The organism is Aliirhizobium wenxiniae (genome assembly GCF_019511445.1).
GTDB lineage: Bacteria > Pseudomonadota > Alphaproteobacteria > Rhizobiales > Rhizobiaceae > Neorhizobium > Neorhizobium wenxiniae_A.
Window position 1 is genome coordinate 51,613 of the sequence record NZ_JAEUAN010000015.1, and the last position, 20,142, is coordinate 71,754.

Annotated in this window: 18 protein-coding genes and 2 pseudogenes; 5 read left to right on the forward strand and 15 right to left on the reverse strand. The window is 56.6% G+C overall.

Annotated features, from left to right (window positions below):
- Window position 1: 1 nt before the first annotated feature.
- From JNB91_RS18465 to JNB91_RS18475, 3 genes are read right to left on the reverse strand one after another with little or no spacing between them, the layout of a single operon-like run.
- A complete protein-coding gene (locus JNB91_RS18465; protein ID WP_220326972.1) occupies window positions 2-322 on the reverse strand; it encodes a DoxX family protein in 321 nt (106 codons plus the stop codon).
- A gap of 39 nt (window positions 323-361) precedes the next feature.
- Window positions 362-1,855 (reverse strand): aldehyde dehydrogenase, encoded by a 1,494-nt coding sequence (locus JNB91_RS18470; RefSeq protein ID WP_220326973.1) that lies wholly within the window; start codon window positions 1,853-1,855, stop codon window positions 362-364.
- A gap of 32 nt (window positions 1,856-1,887) precedes the next feature.
- Window positions 1,888-2,466 (reverse strand): flavodoxin family protein, encoded by a 579-nt coding sequence (locus JNB91_RS18475; RefSeq protein WP_220326974.1) that lies wholly within the window; start codon window positions 2,464-2,466, stop codon window positions 1,888-1,890.
- A gap of 147 nt (window positions 2,467-2,613) precedes the next feature.
- On the opposite strand from JNB91_RS18475, the gene JNB91_RS18480 reads away from it, so the two are divergent.
- Both JNB91_RS18480 and JNB91_RS18485 read left to right on the forward strand, forming a co-directional pair.
- A complete protein-coding gene (locus tag JNB91_RS18480) occupies window positions 2,614-3,522 on the forward strand; it encodes a LysR family transcriptional regulator (protein ID WP_220326975.1) in 909 nt (302 codons plus the stop codon).
- Window positions 3,523-3,638: 116 nt separating this feature from the next.
- Window positions 3,639-4,293: pseudogene (locus JNB91_RS18485) on the forward strand (hypothetical protein).
- A 375-nt stretch (window positions 4,294-4,668) separates the two neighbouring features.
- Here the strand turns inward: JNB91_RS18485 and JNB91_RS18490 are convergent.
- The 4 genes from JNB91_RS18490 to JNB91_RS18505 all read right to left on the reverse strand — a co-directional run bounded on the left by JNB91_RS18490 (window position 4,669) and on the right by JNB91_RS18505 (window position 9,301).
- Window positions 4,669-5,679 (reverse strand): 2-keto-3-deoxygluconate permease, encoded by a 1,011-nt coding sequence (locus JNB91_RS18490; RefSeq protein ID WP_220326976.1) that lies wholly within the window; start codon window positions 5,677-5,679, stop codon window positions 4,669-4,671.
- Window positions 5,680-5,843: 164 nt separating this feature from the next.
- Window positions 5,844-6,614 (reverse strand): SDR family NAD(P)-dependent oxidoreductase, encoded by a 771-nt coding sequence (locus JNB91_RS18495; RefSeq protein ID WP_220326977.1) that lies wholly within the window; start codon window positions 6,612-6,614, stop codon window positions 5,844-5,846.
- A gap of 69 nt (window positions 6,615-6,683) precedes the next feature.
- On the reverse strand, window positions 6,684-8,054 hold the full coding sequence (locus JNB91_RS18500) for a four-carbon acid sugar kinase family protein (protein WP_220326978.1): 1,371 nt from the start codon (window positions 8,052-8,054) through the stop codon (window positions 6,684-6,686).
- Complete coding sequence (locus tag JNB91_RS18505) at window positions 8,051-9,301, reverse strand: ribulose-bisphosphate carboxylase large subunit family protein (protein WP_220327052.1); 1,251 nt, start codon at window positions 9,299-9,301, stop codon at window positions 8,051-8,053. Before JNB91_RS18505 ends, JNB91_RS18500 begins: the two co-directional genes overlap by 4 nt.
- A 301-nt stretch (window positions 9,302-9,602) precedes the next feature.
- Between JNB91_RS18505 and JNB91_RS18510 the strand changes: the two genes are divergently transcribed.
- A complete protein-coding gene (locus JNB91_RS18510; protein ID WP_220326979.1) occupies window positions 9,603-10,481 on the forward strand; it encodes a LysR family transcriptional regulator in 879 nt (292 codons plus the stop codon).
- A gap of 538 nt (window positions 10,482-11,019) precedes the next feature.
- Here the strand turns inward: JNB91_RS18510 and JNB91_RS18515 are convergent.
- From JNB91_RS18515 to JNB91_RS18540, 6 genes and pseudogenes are all read right to left on the reverse strand, one after another.
- Window positions 11,020-12,000 (reverse strand): formylglycine-generating enzyme family protein, encoded by a 981-nt coding sequence (locus JNB91_RS18515; RefSeq protein WP_346269365.1) that lies wholly within the window; start codon window positions 11,998-12,000, stop codon window positions 11,020-11,022.
- A gap of 65 nt (window positions 12,001-12,065) precedes the next feature.
- Window positions 12,066-12,245: pseudogene (locus JNB91_RS18520) on the reverse strand (TSUP family transporter); the annotation flags it as partial.
- A 23-nt stretch (window positions 12,246-12,268) separates the two neighbouring features.
- Window positions 12,269-13,771: a tripartite tricarboxylate transporter permease gene (locus JNB91_RS18525; protein ID WP_220326981.1), complete on the reverse strand. Its 1,503-nt coding sequence runs from the start codon at window positions 13,769-13,771 to the stop codon at window positions 12,269-12,271.
- A 1-nt stretch (window position 13,772) separates the two neighbouring features.
- Window positions 13,773-14,225 carry a tripartite tricarboxylate transporter TctB family protein gene (locus tag JNB91_RS18530; RefSeq protein WP_220326982.1) on the reverse strand — a complete coding sequence of 151 codons (453 nt, stop codon included), beginning with the start codon at window positions 14,223-14,225 and terminating at the stop codon, window positions 13,773-13,775.
- Between the two features lie 37 nt (window positions 14,226-14,262).
- Window positions 14,263-15,756, reverse strand: coding sequence for a sulfatase-like hydrolase/transferase (locus JNB91_RS18535; RefSeq protein WP_220326983.1), 1,494 nt, complete (start codon window positions 15,754-15,756; stop codon window positions 14,263-14,265).
- Window positions 15,757-15,783: 27 nt separating this feature from the next.
- A complete protein-coding gene (locus JNB91_RS18540; RefSeq protein ID WP_220326984.1) occupies window positions 15,784-16,755 on the reverse strand; it encodes a Bug family tripartite tricarboxylate transporter substrate binding protein in 972 nt (323 codons plus the stop codon).
- Between the two features lie 124 nt (window positions 16,756-16,879).
- On the opposite strand from JNB91_RS18540, the gene JNB91_RS18545 reads away from it, so the two are divergent.
- On the forward strand, window positions 16,880-17,773 hold the full coding sequence (locus JNB91_RS18545) for a LysR substrate-binding domain-containing protein (protein ID WP_220326985.1): 894 nt from the start codon (window positions 16,880-16,882) through the stop codon (window positions 17,771-17,773).
- A 213-nt stretch (window positions 17,774-17,986) separates the two neighbouring features.
- Window positions 17,987-18,334: a hypothetical protein gene (locus JNB91_RS18550; protein WP_220326986.1), complete on the forward strand. Its 348-nt coding sequence runs from the start codon at window positions 17,987-17,989 to the stop codon at window positions 18,332-18,334.
- Window positions 18,335-18,366: 32 nt separating this feature from the next.
- On the opposite strand, the gene JNB91_RS18555 is transcribed toward JNB91_RS18550, so the two are convergent.
- The gene (locus JNB91_RS18555) at window positions 18,367-18,963 is read right to left on the reverse strand and encodes a TetR/AcrR family transcriptional regulator (RefSeq protein ID WP_220326987.1); all 597 of its coding nucleotides are present in this window, start codon (window positions 18,961-18,963) and stop codon (window positions 18,367-18,369) included.
- 36 nt (window positions 18,964-18,999) lie between these two features.
- The gene (locus tag JNB91_RS18560) at window positions 19,000-20,100 is read right to left on the reverse strand and encodes an NmrA family NAD(P)-binding protein (RefSeq protein ID WP_220326988.1); all 1,101 of its coding nucleotides are present in this window, start codon (window positions 20,098-20,100) and stop codon (window positions 19,000-19,002) included.
- Window positions 20,101-20,142: the final 42 nt, after the last annotated feature.

A 20,142-nucleotide genomic window follows, 5' to 3' on the forward strand; every position in this document is an offset into this window, starting at 1 on the left:
CTTAGTATGTGAGACCGACTCCCACGAGACCAATCACAAAGACTCCGATCGGACACAAATGAGAGAATTCCCGGCAATTCACCACGGTAGCTGCCGCTGCCGCCATAATGATGGCACCGACAATCAAGCCGGTCGTCTGAAAGGCAGGTAAGGCAACCAGCACGGCAGTTGCAAGTTCCAGCAAACCAGTCAGCAGGTGCCACCATGGAGGAAAGCCCCACCGAACAAAGTTTTGCCGTTGGCCTGCCAGACCGATAGCATTGAACAGCCCGGCACCAGCGAAACCCACAACGACAAGCGAGGTTAAAATCGTATACAGCATGAGCGCTTTCCCAATTTGTTCTTAGCGTCGGAGTGATGTTCAGCCCTTTTGAGCTATCAAACCGCATTCGGAGATCGGATATCGCGGAGTTCGTGAACCTTCGATCGTGATCCAGTGTAGTTCGGTGAACTCCTCAAACCCGATTGCGCCGCCTGATCGGCCGTAGCCGCTGTCTTTAACCCCGCCAAACGGTATCTGCGCCTCGTCATCGAGCGTCGTCCCGTTGATATGTGACATCCCAGCGTTCAGCCGTTTCACCACGTCGAGCGCAAGGCCGACGTCCCGCGTGAATATTGCGGAGGACAGGCCATAGTCGTTATCGTTGGCGATTTGGATTGCCTCTTCGATACCATCAACGATAACGACGGATGCCAAGGGCCCAAATGACTCTTCCTGATAGACGCGCATGGTGGGCGTGACGCCGCGCAGGACGGTTGGCTCAAAACATGGACCGTCGGCCTTTCCTCCAGCAAACAACTGCGCACCTGAGGCGACGGCATCGCCGACCAGTTCCTCAAGCCGTCTGACGGCCGTCCCATTGATGACGGGTCCAAGCACGGTCGCGCTGTCGCGAGGATCACCATAGACGATGGACTTCGCAACGGCAGCGAGGCGTCGGCAGAACTCGTCTGCAATAGATTCATCCACGATGATCCGTTCGGTCGAAAGGCATCCTTGTCCCGAGTTGGCAAAGGAGCCAAAGGCCGCGGCACTCACGGCGCGGTCTAAATCGGCATCGGCCAGAATGATGCACGGTGCCTTGCCGCCCAGTTCGAGCACAGTCCGCTTGAGGAAGGTTCCGGCTTTTTCCGCGATGATGCGGCCGATCCGCGTCGAACCGGTAAAATGAACGCGGCGCACGCTCGGATGAGCGATGAGGGCTTCTACGACTTGGCCCGCGTTCTCGGGGGAGTTAGTGATGAGGTTGATCACGCCAGCCGGGAAACCGGCATCGGCAAAGCATTCCGCCACTAGCCCGTGCGTCCGGGGTGTTTGCTCCGACGCCTTGATGACGACCGTGTTGCCGAGAACAAGTGCGGCCGGAACCGACGCACCGACCAGCAGTGCTGGAGCATTCCAGGGCACGATACTGACAACGACACCTACGGGTTTGCGGATGACAAGCATTGTCCGCGACGGATTTTCAGACGGGATGACCTCACCAGTCAAACCTTGGTAGCTACCGTCTGCCGCATACCTGAGCTTTTCCGCCAGAACCTTGACGTTGTATTTGCCCCAGGCTGCCGGTCCACCCGTCTCGGTCATAATGGCTTCGATGATGTCGGATGCGCGCGCCTCCACCGCATCGGCCGCATCTAACAGATACTGCCGACGTTTGCTCGGGGGCAACGAAGCCCAGCTACCGAAGGCACCCTGCGCTGCGTCCACAGCACGCTCGACGTCGACGGCTGTCGCAGCCGAGGCATTCGTGGCTACGCCTCCAGTGAAGGGATTCAGAGATTCGTAGGTCTTCCCACTCTCGGAAGGCACCCAGTGCCCTCCGATCAAGAGTTTCTGTTCGCCAATAGACATTGTCGATCCTTCGGTAACTGATCCAATGAGGCTCAAGCTTTCTGAGCCGCTGCAAAACGAGTGGCGATTTCGGCCACGCGCACACCGTAAAGCCGGGCAGTCTCGAGATCGCCTACCGACATTTCGTCAGGCGCGGCGTCTGCGTCGCACTGTGCCATCGGCGCGATGTATGAGCCCATTCTATTCAGATCGTCCCGTTTGGAGGACTTGACGTTTGCAGGCTTCATGGCGAGGCTGACCCACACGCCGCCGTGCTGGCCTGCTAGCAGGACGAAATATTGCAGGGTGTTGAGCTTGTCGCCGTTGATGCTGGCGCTGTTGGTAAAGCCGCCGAAGACCTTGTCCTTCCACTTTTCCTCAAACCACGGCTTGGAGGAAGTATCGGCGAATTTTTTGAACTGCCAGGAAGGGCCGCCCATATAGGTCGGCGATCCGAAAATGATGGCATCCGCCTCATTGAGAGCCTCCCACTCTTCCTGCTTGATGTTGCCTTCGGCATCGATCGGGATAAGCGACGCAGAGGCGCCTTCAGCGACGATCTCAGCGAGCCGTTGCGTATGTCCGTAGCCGGAGTGATAGACGATGGCGGTTTTGATGGTTGACCGGGTCATTGGAAGTCCTTGGCGCTTGGGCGTTCCGTCGTTTCGACGGTCCATTGTTCGTGCCCAGGCCAAAGATTACTGTTTTGCAAATCGACGATAAACCACGCTACAACGAACAGATTGTTCTTCCTAAACGATCCAATCGGGACAAATTGAATGCAGAGCCTTGAGCCAATCCTTATCTTCATCCGGGTCGCCGAGATGGGAAGTTTCACCCGCGCGGCGGATAGCTTGGGCATACAGAAGGGGCGTGCATCGACAGCCGTTCGCAAACTCGAAGAGGATCTCGGCGTTCGATTGCTGCACCGGACGACGCGCAGTGTTCAACTCACGGAAGACGGCCGAGCCTACCACGTACGTGCCCGCGATCTTCTTGCCAACGTCGACGATCTTCAATCGATGTTTGCGAAGGAACGCGCAGCGCTTCGAGGTCGCCTGCGGGTCGATCTGCCGATGGAACTTGCACGGACGACGATAATACCGGCCCTGCCGGAATTCATGGCTTCCTATCCAGAACTGGAACTGGAGATATCGAGCACGGATCGGCAAGTCGATCTTGTTCAGGAGGGCTTCGACTGTGTTCTTCGGCTTGGACCGATTGGGGATGAGAGTTTGATCGCCCGCAAGCTCGGTCGGCTGAGCATGGTGAATGCGGCAAGCCCAATCTACGTGGCACGCTATGGCATGCCACAAACTCTGGACGACCTACGACTTCCAACGCACTGTACGATCCATTACAGCAGGATACTTGGGACCAAACCTTACGGTTGGGAGTATCCGGACGACGACGGAGATTTTGCGACACTCCCGCTTGCTGGCACATTGCAAGTCAACAGTGTGCAGACTTACGAGGCGGCTGGTGTCGCGGGCATTGGATTGATACAGGCGGCCTATTCAGGGATACGACAGCACCTTGAAAGCGGTGCGTTAGTTGAAATACTGCCTGATTTCCGTCCGGAGCCGCTGGACGTTTCGCTTGTCGTTGCTCATCGTCAAAACATGTCCCGCCGTGTGCGAGCATTCATGGGATGGATCGAAGAGGTGCTCCGGCCTTATCTCGATTAGTTTGGTCTGTCGGCCGCTATGCGACGACGGAAGAATTAATGTTGGAGTGGACGGCCGTGTACGGCATCGGAATGTGCCAGAATGAGCTGTCAAGATCTCAATCGAAGGAGCTCCCCATGGACAAGTTTATCCGTATTTGCATGAATACGTCAAAGCATGTCTTTCAGCTGCATGGCCTGAATGCTGGAGAGAAGCCGGTCTTGAGTAAGAAAATGCGAGGCAAGGAGATGACCGACTACTTGACGTCCTGCCCTCCAACTTCGGTCGGATCGAGGCCCGGGGTGGTTCCCATCATTGGGCGCGGTTACTCGCCTCATTGGACATGAGGTGAGGATGATCGCGCCACAACTCGCCAAGCCTTATGTTAAGTGGGACCAGAATAACGCTGCCGATGCCGAAGGGCTGTGCGAGGCGAAGGCCCGCCCATCGATGCGGTTTGTCCCGGTCAAGACAATTGATGAGCAAGCAGCACTCATGCTGATCAGCGCCAGCACCCGTCTGATAGTCAATCGCACCCATGATCACTCCACCGGCGGCAGGCTATGGCTCCGTGGTATCACACGAGCCGGCGACGAAGCTTTGCGGGCCGTCTTCGTGGCTGGGGCAACAGCTGTCATTCATCACACGCGGCGATCCGGTAAGACTTCTCGATGCTTGGCGGAACTGCTCATGCGAAAGCTGCCCAAATTGGCAGCTGTCGCACTCGCCAAGAAGAAGGCGCGCTTAGCCTGGAAGCTTATGGGCTCGGGGGAGACAGTCAGCGCAAAATGAGGACCGGCCTTGACGGACTGTTTTACATGAAGATGGGGAAGCGAGAAGCCGAGCCGTCCTGATATTCGCCATGTGTTTGTGATACTACAACTTGCAAGATAATAGCAGATGCGGAAACCATCTTGGCCAGCGTTTCATTTGCGGATGCCACGCTAGGTCGGACATGGACGCTGCGCTCGCACCTCGACGCGATCGGAGCTAAATCGTTCCAGCAGGCACCAGGACAATCGAAGGGCATCCGTGTTCAGGAGGGTCAGCCCTTCGGTGCAACCAGTCTCTCTACGCCTATGCGCAAGGTGTTTGCCGCGTCTAGCCCGTCCTATGTCAGGATAGACTTGAGGCAGAACACCATTATTTTACTCCTGCAGAAGATCGTCATGCCACACCTGCCGCGACTGTATCGTTCACGGAAAGGCCACCTGAGCGTTTGAGGATCCACGAGGCGACGATCGGTGCCAAAATGGCGGTTACCAGAACGGCTGTCGCCGTTTGCGCGGCGGCTGATTCAACGAAGGGTGCAAACCGTGGATCGGCAACGGCCACGGCCATGGGCACGGCGACAGCGTTACCTGCTGTCGTACCTGCAGCAAAACCAATGCCGCTCTTTGAGCCACGGCGCAACAAAAACCGATAACCGAGGTAAGTAAGCCCGCCTGTGAAAACAACGACGCCAACACCAAGGAACAGGCCCTGAACTCCACCGGTGAGCACTGTGCCCAAGCTGACGCCTGTTCCAACAGCAAAGGACATGAAGGGGATCGTGATGCTCGGCACGCTATCGAGAACACGGGTCCACTCGCGATCAACCGCCCCGACGATCAGACCCAGAGCAAACGGGACAATCGCTGCAACGAGAGCTATGAACGGGATCTGCCCGAGGCCGGATGCGCCGAGAAAGATCATGGCAAGAAAAGGACCATCATCGAAGGCGCTGGCGACATAGGCGCCTGTGTCTCGCTCGTCGCCGTATTCACCGGCGAAAGCCAGCCACAGCGCACCGTTACTGTTGCCCATAATCGCAAGCAAGGCCAGAATGGATATTCCCCAGAACCCCTCGAGCCCGAATATGAGGCCCAGAACAACAGCGATCGCCGCGGGGATCAGGGTCTTGCAGAGTAGTACAACGCCCGTCGTGGCAGCTGCCGCCTTGCCGCTATGGCTCCCCGTAATTTGAGCCCCGGTTGCAAAAATAAGCAGGCCGATCAGAGCCAGCGCCCCGTCCTTGAACAAGGCTTGAGTGAAACCGCCAATTCTTAGTGCGTCCGGAGCAAACGTGTTGATGAGAACACCCAATATGAGCGGGATCAACATCATGCCGGCTGGCACTTTCTGCATGGTCTTGAAGAAAGGAATCGACGAAGGACCTTGTCTGAATTGCATTTCCATACGGCACACTCCTCCTGCGCGCCCTACCTCCCAGGTATAGCACGTCACTTTCTGTTGAATGTTGGTTTCATGCGTATTCTACGTCGAGCGATGTACCGGAAACCCAGGGCTCCTCGTCCCAAAATGGCCGCACACCGCACCGATGCTTATTCCAAACTACCGTCTTAAGCCGGGAGTGCCCCGGCCGCGAGAAAGCCGCCGTCGACGGGGATGACCGCGCCGTTGACGTAACTAGCGCCCTCAGACGCAAGGAACGAGACGGCCGACGCGATCTCGCTCGGCTTGCCATAACGTTTGGCCGGAATGGCTGCCGTGTATGTCGCCCTGAACTCGGCAGAGTGCAGCACTTCCGTCAGGGGGGTGTCCACGGGACCGGGCGCAACGGCGTTGCTTGTGATGCCGTATGCGGCCAACTCGGCGGCCATCTGCCTGGTCAGGCCGATGACAGCCGCCTTTGACACACCGTATGCAGTACGGCCATGACCCACGGCACGTTCGCCTGCCACAGACGCGATGTTGATAATCCTGCCCCAACCGGATCGCTGCATAAGCCGGGCGGCATGCTGACTGCACAGCAGGGACCCTGTCACGTTGATGTTGATCGTTGCTGCCCAATTGTCGTAAGGAAAGTCGATAAATGGATATGTCTTCGCGATGCCGGCATTATTCACGAGAACATCGCAGCGACCATGTTCGGCCTCAACAGCTTTAAACGCCTCCGCGATCGACGCCTGATCGCCGACATCCATCACAACTGACTGCGCTCTAAGCCCGGCGGCTTTCAGTTCGTTCGCAGCTTTTTCTGCGGCTCCCTCATCAATGTCGGCGATGATAACCGCAAAGCCATCCAAGGCGAGTTGGTTTGCAATCGCAAACCCGATGCCCATTGCGGAACCGGTGACAAGTGCAACTCTTGGTTCATTCTGCTGTGGCATATGTTCTCCCTAACTTCAAAATCTACTGGCACACGCTCCATCCTTACGGATGTGAGCGGGGCAAAACTGTCATTGTCCGTCTCTTGCCGCCGCGAAGTATCCTACAGATCCCACCTGCCCGCCCTTCATTGCGATCTCAATTCCATTTCTTGACGGGTCTGCGGAATGAGCCCGGCACAACGGGCCGCCAGGAGCCAGCTTTGCAACGCTGGTCAATGCGTCGATTCTGAGCTTCAACGCAGCATGGCTAGACGTGTCTCCCCCTGACAAGACAACTCGACTTAAGTTCGATTCAATGATCAGCCTGTCGAGTATTTGTCCAAGACTGCTGCCAATGAGATCATTGGCAGCCTCAGCCGTCGCCCGGTCGTGGTAGAACTTCTCTTTGAACTGCCGGACGGCAGGGTCGTCGGGACCTCTGGCTGTAAACACCAGCGGATCGCGGCCTTCGGACAGAGCGGACTTGGATTTAGTCACCGCAAGTTCGATCTCAGCGTTCCAGGCATTCTGGTCTGACAACCGAGCTAGATCGAGCCGGATCGCCTCAAAACCTTGAGACGTCGCATGGTCTATCTGTGCGGCAGTCATCGGCGAAACCGAACCCGACACTACAGCGATCCTATCAATCGCCTTTACCGATGTCTCGACCTGAGGATCAGTTAGAAGACCCTGTGAACGCCAATAAGCCGCTAGAGCTGCTTCTACGCCTTGAGAGCCAAGCACAAACGTTTGGGCCCTTCCCGTCATCCAGATCGCCTGCCCAGCGGCGCGCAACGTCTCTTCATCGAGCAGATCAATCGAGTAAATATGCGACTTGTTTGTCGAGGTCAGGCGCATAGTCCCTGTCGCATCACCCGCCTTCAGCCGAAGAAAGTCAATATTCGATATGGGCAGCACACTGGTCTGCGCAGCCAGATGTCGCGCCAGGTCGGATTCCTGCATCGGTGTCGCGGGGTGGTTGGCCATCGTTGGATGACGATCCAGCCGATAGTACTGGCCATTGGCTTGAGCGAAGAGATGTCCGAAAACCTGAATCCTGCCCATCCCGAGATCACCGACCAGCATCGGTATTGGACCTGGAAACATGCCTGCACCGAGTTCAGCCGCTTTTCCTATGGAGCCGATCTCTGGCGAGGAATCAAAGGTCGAACAAACCTTGTAGTGCACGATGGGGGAGCCCGTCTGTCTTAGACGTTCGAAGATGGCGGGCAAATGAGCGTCCATCCAGGCCGGGCTTTTGGAGCGCGCTATCCCCGCAATGCCGATGCATCTGTAATCAGAAAATTCTTCGAGCCTCTCTGCCGACGGAACATTCAGAAAAAGCACCGTCTTGATCCCTTGCCAGGCAAACGCTTCCATCGATGCAGACGATCCCGTGAAGTCGTCGCCGTAGAAGGAAACCAACGGCCCCGCAGGGAGCGAAGTCAGCGGGCTATTCATGCGCCACGTCCCAGAGCGAGCGCCAATGCCTCACTTTGCTTGGCAGCGGACTGAAGACTTTCCCCCGATGTAGCGGCCTGATAAGCGTCCCTAAGGGCTTGGACACCCGCTGCAGGACCTTTCGGATGAGCCACGATCCCGCCGCCAGCCGTGACAATCAGGTCATCGGACTCCAAACCTGCATACGTAGCATGAGCCTGACGCACGGTCTGCCCGCTCGAAAATACCGGCATGACGACACAAGGCTTCTCTTGCGACATTGGTGTCAGGCATTCACGCGCTGAGCGAATGACAGATTCATTGTCTTCGGAAAACTTGTTGTCGACGCCGTTGACGTGCATGTGGTCGGCGCCGGCAAGACGCCAAAGCTTCTGCCATGCCATATAAGACCAACCCAAAGAACGATGACGGCTCAGGTAACCCCAACCGTTTCGGTGAGCGTGGATCGGAAGCTGACTGAAGGATCTGAGACCAACGAAGCCTGCCATGCCGACCGAATTGAGACTGACCATCAGGCATGTCGCACCCGTTGAGACAAGCTTGTCATGACGGCGCCGCATCTCATCCATATCGCCGGTCAGATTGAACGCGTACATCGTCTTTTTGCCCGTACGGTCCGCGGCGTCGTTGATTACTCGCATCACGCGATCTACACGGTCGTCAAACGGGCAGACTGTAGAGTCGCTTTGCAGCTCATCATCCTTGATGAAGTCAATGCCGCCGTCGACGAGGTCTTTGACCAGAGAAGCGGTTTGATCTGCTGTCAGGCCGACACTCGGCTTGATAATGGTCCCGATGATCGGGCCGGTCTGAACACCGGTGAGTTCCCGGGTGCCTTTGACACCGAAAGCAGGGCCTCTGTATTTTTGGAAGTACGATGGTGGAAAGCGAATATCGACGATCCTGAGGCCAGTGACGCAGGCAAGTTCAAAAAGATTGCCAGCGACTGTCGCCAGAATATTGGGAAGAGACGTTCCAACAGTCGCAAGGGGCCAGGACAGCGTCATTCTTACCCGATGCAAAGGCATCGTGGCGTCAGCTGGATATCGACCGTCGAGGGCTGGAAGAGCATTGTAAGAAGCGATAGCCTCGAGGGATTCCACCCTTGCAGCCGCCAATGCTTTCAACTCTGGCGTTTCGCCCGGTACCGCAACGAATGTACCACTCGATTGCTCGCCGGCAATAATTTCCGCGGCTTGTTCGGGCGGCATGGGTGTCTCGAGGATATAGTCAGCCTCGAGGCGCATTGAATTACTCACGATATTTCCTCCTCGATCGAAAGCGTACTGGACCCTCCTCCGTACTGCCCTGATCGTTCAAGCAAAGATACATAGGCACGTGCCCAAGAACAGGCACAAAACAATCCGAATGATGTGAGTTTGACTCACATCAGAAAGCTGAGGTGGAACTTTGGTTCCATGCAAATCCAATCGCTGTGACCGCGGCATATTTCCGTGTAAATGTCGAACGTCTGCTTACACCGATTGATGCGCGTCAAGCTGACATCGTCCAAAGATCCTGCTTGGTGCAGTATGTCAGGAGGTATCAATGTCCTATGCAAATCTTCCTTTGCATGCTCTTCGCGCTTTCGAAGCAACGATACGGCTGGGAAGCATGACGAAAGCGGCAAAGGAGCTCGATGTGAGCCACGGCGCCATAAGCCGTCACGTTCGCGAGTTGGAACGCCTTTACGCGACGACCCTCGTCCGGCGCCTTTCGAAATCATCCGAGCCTACCCCGGCAGGGGCCGAGATGGCGCAGACCCTCAGCGAAGGGTTTCGGTCGCTCAACCTGGCCGTGGCGCGTCTTTCGGCTGGCCCGCTGACCTTGTCGTGTTCGGCAACGATCATGCAGCACTGGCTGATCCCGAAAATACCTGAGTTCAGAGCGCTCAATCCAGACATCCATTTCCGTCTCAACGTGAATTATGGAGAAGTCGACTTTGCCAGGGACGGCATCAGCGTCGCAATTCGAAACACGATGTACAACCCGCCGGACGATGTCGTGGTTTTAGACATGATCGGCGAGGAGATCGGCCCTGTCTGTAGCCCGGACTATCTCTCACGACATCCCGTTGAATCCTTCGCCGATCTGACCACGGCGCGAGCCCTTGGAACCGCGACGCGGAGGAGGGCTTGGGAGGAGTGGCTTTTGACAATCGGTGATGAAATTCCGGAGATCCAGATCGCTGAGGAATATGAGCATTTTTATCTTATGCTCCAAGCCGCTACTTTTGCTGCAGGCATTGCGATTGCCCCAAAATATCTGGTTCAGAGAGAGATCGATGCTGGACAGTTGGTCGCTCCCTTCGGCTTTACTCTCGGGCCCCATAGGCTGCAGCTTTGGATAGCTCACCATCTCAGGCAAAATCCTAGCGTTAAAGCTCTGGCCGGATGGATCGAAACCAAAATGACAGCGGCCGCTTGATTGTCCATTGAGTAATGTTGCGTCTCACACCTTCTGGAGTGGCCAGTGAACCTGAACGGGCGGAGTTCCGAGTTGCTGCAAATACTGGTTGAGAGGTGATTTCATAGCTTCCAGCGTAAGCGACTTCGGAGGCATTATGGTCGCCCGCAGGAACACTGGCGCGCCTCCTGAAGGCGTGACTGTTATTATACTGGATCCGGCTCACTACCGTCAGAGAAACGGAGTAGCGATACACGCCGCTCGCCTCAAGCCAGCATCTTCTATCGTCTTCAGTCTGCGGTAATGGGCGATTACGCTTCAGGGCAGAGGAACCTGGACCTTCCACTGCGATTTAAGCCCTGATTTCCAAGACCAAACGAGTGGTGCTGAGACGAGTTAGCGTAGCCTAAGCTGAGCCTCACTTTCTCACGATTCTGCTGACTTTATCCACCATTGTTGAATGCAACGCGAATCTTTGACGATTCCCGTCCGCATCAAACCGACATGTTGAGCAGATGTAATGACCAGATCCTTCTCTGGTAGTTGCTGTCACGGCCGACTAAAAGTCGTACGCGATGCGGAAGCCGGTGTTGCTGGACGAACTGTCGGCAGACAACCCCATGCGGGATGCGATGCGGTAACGGTAACAATAGCTCTTGTGGCAAAGGAACGAGCCACCCTTCAGCACTTTGTCAGAAAATTTCCTGGCCTGGTCGTTACGCGCCTTGGCCGCCCTCGTCATCGACCGCACCTTGAAGGCATCAGCACTCCATTCCCAGACATTGCCCGCCAGATTGTAAAATCCGGTATCGGACGGATTAAAACTACGGGCCGGCGCCGTGCTGAAATAGCCGTCTGCCAATGTGTTGTGGCGTGGGAACGCACCCTGCCAGATGTTGCAGAAAATCGCTGCATCCGTCGGTTCCACGTCGCCCCATGGATATCGTCGACGACAGTTGCCGCCGCGCGCGGCGTGCTCCCATTCCGCCTCGCTCGGCAGGCGGCCACCAACCCAGGAGGCAAAGGCCATCGCATCGTTCCAGGATACCTGCGTGACCGGATGATCGAGCCGCTCCGCAATCGAACTGCCAGGCCCTTCAGGTTGCTTCCAGGTCGCCCCGTCTATCCGTATCCACCAGGGGGTATCGACCACGCCACCGGTGACCATTGCCTGATCCTTGAGAAGCGGAGAAAATACGGCCGACATGCCGAACCGTTCTGATTCCGTCACATAGCCGGTCGCCCCAACGAATTCGGTAAACCGGCGCACGGTAACGGTCTCGACCTCCAGATGAAAGTCCGGCAGAAATACCTTGCGCTCCGGGCCCTCGCCATCGCCGGTGATGACCGGATCATTGGTTCCCACAAAGGTCTCTCCTCCCTTCATCAAGATCGTCTCAGCCCTCCGACCGCGCCCCTTGTAACCGTGGCTCTCGGGCGCCGCCTGCCCCTCCCCGCCTCGCGCCGCTCCAGAACAACATCCGTTCATGCCTGATTTCCCGATCATATATTCCGCATTCTGATAAGCATTTTGCAGCATTGATAGTTTGTGTTTCAAGGTTGGTATGTGCGAAGGACTCAATCCTTGCGGAAGACGATGCTTGCCTGGTTCGCTCCGGTCGCGACCGCAACGACGGGCGGAATATTGTAGAAGATCAGGAGCGGCGTGATCAGAAACCCGCCGCCGACGCCGAACATGCCGGACAGGAAACCGACGGCCGCACCCATGCCGAGGATGATGAAAATATTCACCGAAAGCTCGGCTATGGGCAGGTAAATATGCACCGGACCGACCTAATGATGGCTGATCAATCTTCGACGAAAATTTCTTCCCGGCGCGCCCTGATGATCGAGAATGCCGGCGCCACGATAAGCAGTACTGCGATTGCCAGCATGACCGCGCTGATCGGCCGCTCGATAAAGACCGAAGCATTTCCGCGTGACAGCAACAGCGCTCGACGCAAATGCTCTTCCATCATAGGTCCGAGGATGAAGCCCAAAAGCATCGGCGCCGGTTCGCATCGCAGCTTTACCAGGATATAGCCGATGACGCTAAACAGCAGCAGCATCCACACATCGAACATCGAATTGTTAAAGCTGAAGACGCCAATGCAGGTAATGACGACGATCGCCGGGAAAAGAAGGTGGTAAGGGAATGTCAGCAGCTTCACCCACAGCCCGACGAGCGGAAGATTGAGGATGACAAGCATGGCGTTGCCGATCCACATTGAGGTAATCAGCCCCCAGAACAGCGCTGGCTGCTCGGAAATGACATTCGGCCCGGGCTGGATGCCGTGGATCATCAAAGCCCCGATCATCAGCGCCATGACCGGGTTTGATGGCAATCCAAGTGTCAGCATCGGAATGAACGATGTCTGTGCTCCTGCGTTATTCGCCGATTCCGGCCCTGTCAGTCCCTGAAGTACGCCTGTCCCAAACTTTTCCGGCTCCTTTGAGATCTTCTTCTCGATGGCGTAGGAGGCGAAGGATGAAAGGGTCGCGCCTCCGCCCGGCAAGATTCCGAGGATTGATCCAATAGCCGTACCGCGCAGAATGGACCCCAGTGCTTCGCGCAGGCGGGAAAGACCGGCGGCCAATCCGCTGATCTGGGCAACCGTTGGCGGTTTGTCCGAGCGGTCTTCGAGATTGCGGAGCACCTCGGCGACGGAAAATAGACCCATGGCGAGTGCAACGATTGCGATGCCGTCGAACAGGTTCAGTGCGCCAAACGTATAGCGCTGAACACCGGACGTGACGTCCGTACCGACTAGCCCCAGAAGCAGACCGACAACGGCCATAGCGACTGCCTTCAACACGGACCCGTTGGCCAGCGCGATTGCGGCAATCAGACCGAGTACCATCAGTGAAAAATATTCCGCCGGGCCAAACAGAAGCGCGGCTCTGGCAAGCGGCGGCGCAAGCAGTGCAATGATGACCGTAGAGATGGTGCCGGCGATAAACGATCCGACCGCCGCCATGGCAAGCGCTTCGCCGGCCCTGCCGCGTTTGGCCATCTGGTAGCCATCAAGGGCCGTGACTACCGAAGACGATTCACCTGGCGTATTGATCAGGATCGCGGTCGTCGATCCGCCATACTGGGCGCCGTAAAAGATCCCCGACAACATGATGAAGCCTGAGACAGGCGGCAGGCCGAAAGACAACGGCAGCAACATGGCAACGGTGGGAGCCGGCCCCAAACCCGGCAAAACGCCGATCAGAGTACCGATCAGAACCCCGGCGAAACAATAGAACAGATTGAGCGGTGACAGGGCTGTTTCGAAGCCGAGTGCGAGATGCGACAGGAGTTCCATGTCAACCTCCGAACCAATGACCGATGGCCGGAAGCGGCAGGCCGAGGGCGACGCGGAAAATTAGATCGGAACAAAGCGTTATTCCTGCAGCCAGCAGAAGCGTGGCTTTCCAGCGAAAAAGCGGGCTGGCGGACGCGAGCAGGACAACGACAATCGGCAGGACAAGATAGCTACCGAGCGGCTGCATCAGACCTGCGAAGATGGCCATCGATCCGATGACCCTGACGATCGGTCCGACACGCGGCATGCTTACGTGTTCATCGGCAATGAAGCTCCAGACCAGAACTGCAGCGCCAAGGGCAATCAGGACGCATGAAAGAATGATCGGGAAAAAGCCGGGACCGATCCTGACCATAGAACCAAATCCGAAATCGAGGCCGAGCCATAAAAAACCAGACCCGATCGCGACGAAGATTAGCCCGGCAAGGCGATCCATCCCCAACGAAATATTCATTCTCAACCTCCCCAGATGCTGCCTGTCGGCTTTTTTATCAGACGCCGCCGACGACGGCCGATGGATCCTGCAGCGGCGGAGCTGGAAAATGCAGCCCCCGTTGCCCCGACAGCCCGCGATTTGACGAGGCAGCCTTTGCGGGAACGGAAACCCCGACAAAATGATCTCCCGAAAGCGCTTCGAGATCCTCCCCATAAAGTTCTTGGCGAAGACGTCTCTTCAGCGCCATGGTGACGCCTGCATAAGCCTCGTCATCGATGCGATCGACCATCTCGTTCGGATCGAGCTCGAGGTCGAAAAGCTGGAAACGCGAGCCGGCCGGATACCAGATCAGCTTATGGCGTCCGTCATGCAGCATTCTCATCGCCTTGGGGCCCGATAGAGCTTCCCCATACAGAAAATCCCGGCGGTCCTCAGAGACCATTGACCGCCCCTCGCAGGTTTTCGGGACCGGAAGACCGCAAAGGTCCAGAAGCGTCGGCATGACATCCTGCAGTCCCACTAGGCGATCATCGACGCTCCCCGTTTGCACGCGTCGATCGGATTCTGTGCCGACGACAATCATCGGCACATTGGCCGATCCCTCATACATCAGGCGTTTGGCGTAAAAACCGTGATTTCCGAGCATGTCGCCATGGTCACTGGTAATCATGATAACCGTATTGTCGAGTATATGCTCTTCACGCAGGGTGCCAACCAGAATACGGATCTGGTGATCGATATGGGTGCATAATGCATAAAAGGCGCGACGCATGTCGGCGAGCTGCTCGGAGGGTAGCCTGGCCCAATAATCGCGGGTCAATTCCAGTGGAAGTGGTAATCCTTCATCGTCTTTTGCCCAGTCTCCGATGTAGGGCTCGTCCATCTGCCGCGCCCGGTATCGTTCCAGGTAACTCGCAAGAGGAATGAGAGGTGGATGCGGCGGTGTATAAGACACATGCCAGAAGCCAGGTCTCGTCGGGTCGCGACGCCTGATCGTGCGTGCCGCAGCCCAGGTCGTCCAGTTCGTGACATGGGTCTCTTCGGGCAGATGCCAGGTGCGCCAGCTGTATTCGTTATTGCTCATCCCGTGCATGAACTGCTGGCCGGCATATCCCTTGTCGGCCAGGAACATTTCATAATCGTCCGTGCCACCAAGCGCACCGCGCCCCTCCTCCGCCAGAAGTGCGTCGTCGAAACCTATTCTGTCACGCTGGGGATAGACATGCAGCTTGCCGATCGCCTGGGTCTGGTAGCCATGACGACCAAAGGTTTCGGCAAGCGTCGGCAGGTCTTCCGGCATACGCAAGGAAGGTTGGAAGACGCGGTCACCATGCCGGCGCGGACTGGTGCCCGTCATGATCGTGCGCCTCGCGGGGATGCAGATCGGGCATTCCGAATAGGTCCTTGAGAAGCGCGTCCCCACTGATGCCAGATGGTCCAGGGTTGGCGTTTCGATCACGGGATGACCGGCAGAGCCCAGAAGGTTGCCGGGCCATTGATCGACGGTCACAAAAAGCACGTTCGGGCGCGCAGAGACAGCGCCGGGCATGGAATGTTTCATAGGGACTGGGACCTGTTAGTCTTGGGTCGCGCCAGAGCTCTCAACGAGAGCCTTCATTTTCTCGTTTTCAGCGGCAATAAATTCGACAAATTTCTGCGGAGAGCCCCCGGCAATGCCGATATTCAGTTCGGCGAACCGGTTTTTGACCTCATCCTGGTTGATGATCTCGTTGATCGCCGTGTTCACCTTGCCAACGATTTCGTCGGGAACTCCCGCCGGATAGAAGACGCCATGCCAGGAAGCGAAGGAATAATCCTTTACACCTGCCTCAGCCATGGTCGGAATATCGGGCATGACCTTGGAGCGCTCGGTACCTGTTACCGCAAGCGCACGGAGGTTGCCGCTCTTTACCTGCGGGACCGCCGTACCGTCGATCATCATCTGTACATGACCGGCAACGACGTCAGTCAACGCAGGCGCGGCGCCGTTATAGGGAATATGAACTGCTTCTATGCCTGCTAGCTTCTTTAAATACTCGAATGCGAGATGTTGCGGAGAACCATTACCGGACGAGGCGTAAGCAAGGCTGTCCGGATCTTCCTTGGCCAGCGCAATGAGTTCCGCCACGGAGTTCGCCTTCACTTGCGGATTTATCACAAGCAGCAGGGACACGGATGTGATCTGAACGACAGGCTTGAAATCCTTGATCGGATCATACGTCAGTTTCTTGTAGACATAAGGGCTGATCGCATGGGTGCTGATGTCGCCGATCTGCATCGTGTAACCATCCGGCGCAGCTGCGGCGAGCTCGGTGGTCGCAATGGTTCCGCCTGCACCTGGCCGGTTTTCGACAATAACCGACTGGCCTAGCTTTTCGCTAAGTTTGGGCGCGATCGTGCGGGCGAGAAGATCGGTGTTGCCTCCCGGTGCAAATGGCACGATCCAGGTGATCGGCTTCGCCGGCCAGGCGTCCTGGGCATGTCCAGCGGATACGCTGCATCCGAACGAAATAACGGCCGTAGCCACTGCAAAGATCGTTTTTTTCATAGTCCTCCCCTTTTACCAAAGCCGCCCCTCCTCAGAGGCCGCATGCCACGAAAATCGCGGACTGACGTATTAGATATTCGATATTTTACTGATTTAGAAATTAGAGCTGCTTATAATAGGTAATATGGATAAACGGCTTCTCAACTCTTTCGTGGTCCTCGCAGAGGAACTGCACTTCATTCGAGCCGCGGGAAGGCTGCGAATAACCCAGTCTGCCCTGAGCCAACAGATTTCGCGTCTGGAACAGGAAATCGGAGTACAGCTCTTCGACCGCAGCCGTCGCCGAGTGTCGTTGACCGATGCGGGTCAGAGCCTTTTCGAGGAGGGCAGCTTGGCGCTCAGGCAGCTCAACCTCGCGATCGACATGGCTAAAAGGGCAGCGAATGGGCATGTTGGCAGTCTTACGATCGGTTTTGCCGATGCTGCAGCCCTCAATGTTTTGCCAAAATTGACCTCGGAATTTTCGAAACGTTATCCCGGAGTAAACATCATTCTCCACGAGATGATTTCAGCAGAACAAGTCGAAGCACTGCGCGCCAGGCGGATCCAGATCGCACTTTTGCGCCCGGTATTCGAAGATGGGGACTTTGATACCGCGTTGCTTTTACGCGAACCCTATGTGGTCGCCGTTTCGGCGACACACAAATTGGCAGACTGCGATACGATACGGCTTGCGGACCTATCCGACGAAGGGTTGATTACCACCAGGCGCGTCAAGGCGCGCTATGTAGAGGAAAATTTCCGACCGTTTTTAAAGCGTGCCGGTGTGACGTTGAGGACCGTGCAGGAAGTCAACGAATTACATGCGATCCTTGGGTTGGTCGCCGGCGGACTTGGTATCGCCCTGTTTCCTCGATCTATCACGTCCCTACAGCTTGACGGCGTTGTGTTTCGGCCACTTGATGGCAAAGAAACACCAACGGCCGAAATGTACATTGCGAAGCGTTCAGACGATGAGACGATGACCGTGAGGCGGTTCGTTGAGCTGGCCAAGAAGCTCCATGGTCAAGCGAAGTGACATGAACCTTTTTGTACTCTTGGATCTAGGTTTCGGTTCGAAAGCTCCTTTCTCATATGTGGGGCCGTAAAAACGGGCTTCAAAATGCAAATCACTCCTTAGTTTGTTACTGATCTTCCGATAATTGCGCAATTCGAGGCTACGGCTGGCGTTGTTGACACGTTGAAGTTGACGTCACCGGCCACTCGGGTGAGCGTGTCCCTGAAGACAAATATGGACGTCAGCGCGTTCAAGCTGCTCAGGCTGACACGAGGCCGACGCTATGTGGTTGCGGTTCAGACAGTCGGTGGCGAAATCGAGCCGCATGCGTACTGGGATGAGGCTCAAGCGCTTGCCGCAAAGAAGGTGCCGTCTGAATTCTGGCTGGATGTCGATACCGAAATCTACACGGAAGTGCCGAACGTAAATTTGCCGGCTGGGAACGCGATGTTCAGTCGCCAGCGTAGAGGAGGCCCATGTCTGGGCGTCGTGCTGTGGCGCGGCTCGACGATCTACCCGTTCATCTTTCCTTCCGAGGCCGATGCGCTTGCGGCCGTGCACGTTGATCATGAGTATGGATGAGCGATCAGCTGAATCCGCTGCAAATCCGGCCCCTAGCCCTTCATTCCTAGCGCACGCAACACGAACGCGGTTTGCAAACGCATCGCGTCTTCCTGGCCTTCCTCGAGACGCTGTCCGACCAAAACCGGGTGGAGGAATGAGGTCATGGCTTCGACAACGGCCTGAGCTGCACCGTGTCGATCCAGCACGAACTCTGCAGGATTTGGCACATCTCCAAGGATAGTTTCAATTGCGTCTTTCAGGAGCTGAAGGTGCTGGCGCGTTTCGAGCCAGTCCTCCAGATGGGCGGCGACCGAGAGCGCATGGACGTTCGCCGCGTGCGCGGCGTCGTTCCGTATGCGCTTGTGAAGGTGTTCAAGAAGGGTCACTAGCTGCGTAGACGCTTGGCAGCAAGTTCCAGAGCGCGCAATCGCCTCCGACAAGGACTGATCGGCATGGCGGGCATAGACACCTCGATCGATTGCCGCCCTGCTTGGGAAGAAGCGATAGATATAGGCGCGGCTCATGCCCAGCTTTTCCGCTATATCCTCGACGTTGGTCTTCTTGCGCCCGACGTGGCGGATGAGCGCTTCAGCCTGGTCGAGAATAAGGTCTCTGGTTTCGGCCTCTCCGGTTTTCTCCTCCGTCATTCGATGTACGCGCCCTCTGTAACGACCGAACGCGTATCAGAGGCCGCCAAGGCGACCTCGCTGCCGGTCCTCGCTGCTTTTCAGAACAGAGAAGCTGTTTTTCAGTGCCTCCGGCTGGAGCTTGTCCCAGAGTGACGGCGTATTGCTAAGGCGCGCGAGATTCTCATGCCGCCTTAGCCATTCCTCCGCTGTTTTCAGCCTGTTCGGATGGATTTCATCAAGCAGCTGGTAATTGCGGGTGATGACATCGTGTTTCCACATGTTCCAGAACCCGGTAAAATTGTCCCGGAAGCTCATGGTGCTTCTGTCAGCGGGATCCGCGTTGTAGCCGGCCGGCCGGTCTGCCGCGTTTTTGAGAGGCCCGCCGAAATATCGATCAATGTCGGTATCGATGTAGCGGGCCGGATGTCCCGTCACACGCTCGAATGCGGCGGCCAGTTCGTCGTAGCGCACATGCTCGATCGCAACCTCGAGGTCCATTCCCACAGACCGTTCCGGGTTGTCGAACAGCCAACGGACGTAATATGCGCAATCTTCCAGTGAGACATGAACGACTGCCCCCTGCCCTAGCGGCACCCTCCAGGTCACCACGCCATCCTCGATCCTGGGTGTCATCGGCGTAGAGGGCGAGAAAGCCATCTCCATATAGGGGCCGGTGGTAAAGATTGCCGCGCCCATCCGGTCGGCATTTGACCTGTTCTGCGCGAGAATCCATTCGGCAACGCGGCCCCTGCCATCGTAGTGACCGGTGAGGAAGCGGGAATCGTACCCGGATTTTTTGAAAACATAGTCGAGATTGCCATAGACGAAGAACCTGATCCCCTCCTCAAGCGCGATCTCGTAGGTCCGCATGGCGAGAAAGGTTTCTGTCTTTTCCCCGGTATTGAACCCGTCGATGTTCACAAATGCCCCATCGCACGCGCGGAAGGCTGATCGAAGAAGCGCTTCGTCCGCAAACGTACCCTCTAGCAGGGTAACGTTCCCCATAGCCTGAAGCCGCTGCGCCCGTTCTGACGCCAGATCTCGAGTGAGCGCCAGGACCTCGTATTTCCCATCCGCGACCAGTCCCCGGACCACAGTCATGCCCTGCGCTCCGGTGGCGCCGATGACGAAAATCCGTTTGAGTTGAGATGACATGGATGGCTCCTTCATATGGTCGATGTGAGAAAGGCGATAGAC

Bases quoted from the DNA above. Each gene is read 5' to 3' on its own strand.
- JNB91_RS18505 (WP_220327052.1), bottom strand. From the start codon at position 9,301: ATGCGCCTCGAGGCTGACTATATCCTCGAGACACCCATGCCGCCCGAA.
- JNB91_RS18535 (WP_220326983.1), bottom strand. From the start codon at position 15,756: ATGCCCGGCGCTGTCTCTGCGCGCCCGAACGTGCTTTTTGTGACCGTC.
- JNB91_RS18515 (WP_346269365.1), bottom strand. From the start codon at position 12,000: ATGCTGCAAAATGCTTATCAGAATGCGGAATATATGATCGGGAAATCA.
- JNB91_RS18540 (WP_220326984.1), bottom strand. From the start codon at position 16,755: ATGAAAAAAACGATCTTTGCAGTGGCTACGGCCGTTATTTCGTTCGGA.
- JNB91_RS18530 (WP_220326982.1), bottom strand. From the start codon at position 14,225: ATGAATATTTCGTTGGGGATGGATCGCCTTGCCGGGCTAATCTTCGTC.
- JNB91_RS18495 (WP_220326977.1), bottom strand. From the start codon at position 6,614: ATGCCACAGCAGAATGAACCAAGAGTTGCACTTGTCACCGGTTCCGCA.
- JNB91_RS18500 (WP_220326978.1), bottom strand. From the start codon at position 8,054: ATGAATAGCCCGCTGACTTCGCTCCCTGCGGGGCCGTTGGTTTCCTTC.
- JNB91_RS18545 (WP_220326985.1), top strand. From the start codon at position 16,880: ATGGATAAACGGCTTCTCAACTCTTTCGTGGTCCTCGCAGAGGAACTG.
- JNB91_RS18560 (WP_220326988.1), bottom strand. From the start codon at position 20,100: ATGTCATCTCAACTCAAACGGATTTTCGTCATCGGCGCCACCGGAGCG.
- JNB91_RS18525 (WP_220326981.1), bottom strand. From the start codon at position 13,771: ATGGAACTCCTGTCGCATCTCGCACTCGGCTTCGAAACAGCCCTGTCA.
- JNB91_RS18490 (WP_220326976.1), bottom strand. From the start codon at position 5,679: ATGGAAATGCAATTCAGACAAGGTCCTTCGTCGATTCCTTTCTTCAAG.
- JNB91_RS18550 (WP_220326986.1), top strand. From the start codon at position 17,987: ATGGACGTCAGCGCGTTCAAGCTGCTCAGGCTGACACGAGGCCGACGC.
- JNB91_RS18480 (WP_220326975.1), top strand. From the start codon at position 2,614: ATGCAGAGCCTTGAGCCAATCCTTATCTTCATCCGGGTCGCCGAGATG.
- JNB91_RS18555 (WP_220326987.1), bottom strand. From the start codon at position 18,963: ATGACGGAGGAGAAAACCGGAGAGGCCGAAACCAGAGACCTTATTCTC.
- JNB91_RS18510 (WP_220326979.1), top strand. From the start codon at position 9,603: ATGTCCTATGCAAATCTTCCTTTGCATGCTCTTCGCGCTTTCGAAGCA.
- JNB91_RS18470 (WP_220326973.1), bottom strand. From the start codon at position 1,855: ATGTCTATTGGCGAACAGAAACTCTTGATCGGAGGGCACTGGGTGCCT.
- JNB91_RS18465 (WP_220326972.1), bottom strand. From the start codon at position 322: ATGCTGTATACGATTTTAACCTCGCTTGTCGTTGTGGGTTTCGCTGGT.
- JNB91_RS18475 (WP_220326974.1), bottom strand. From the start codon at position 2,466: ATGACCCGGTCAACCATCAAAACCGCCATCGTCTATCACTCCGGCTAC.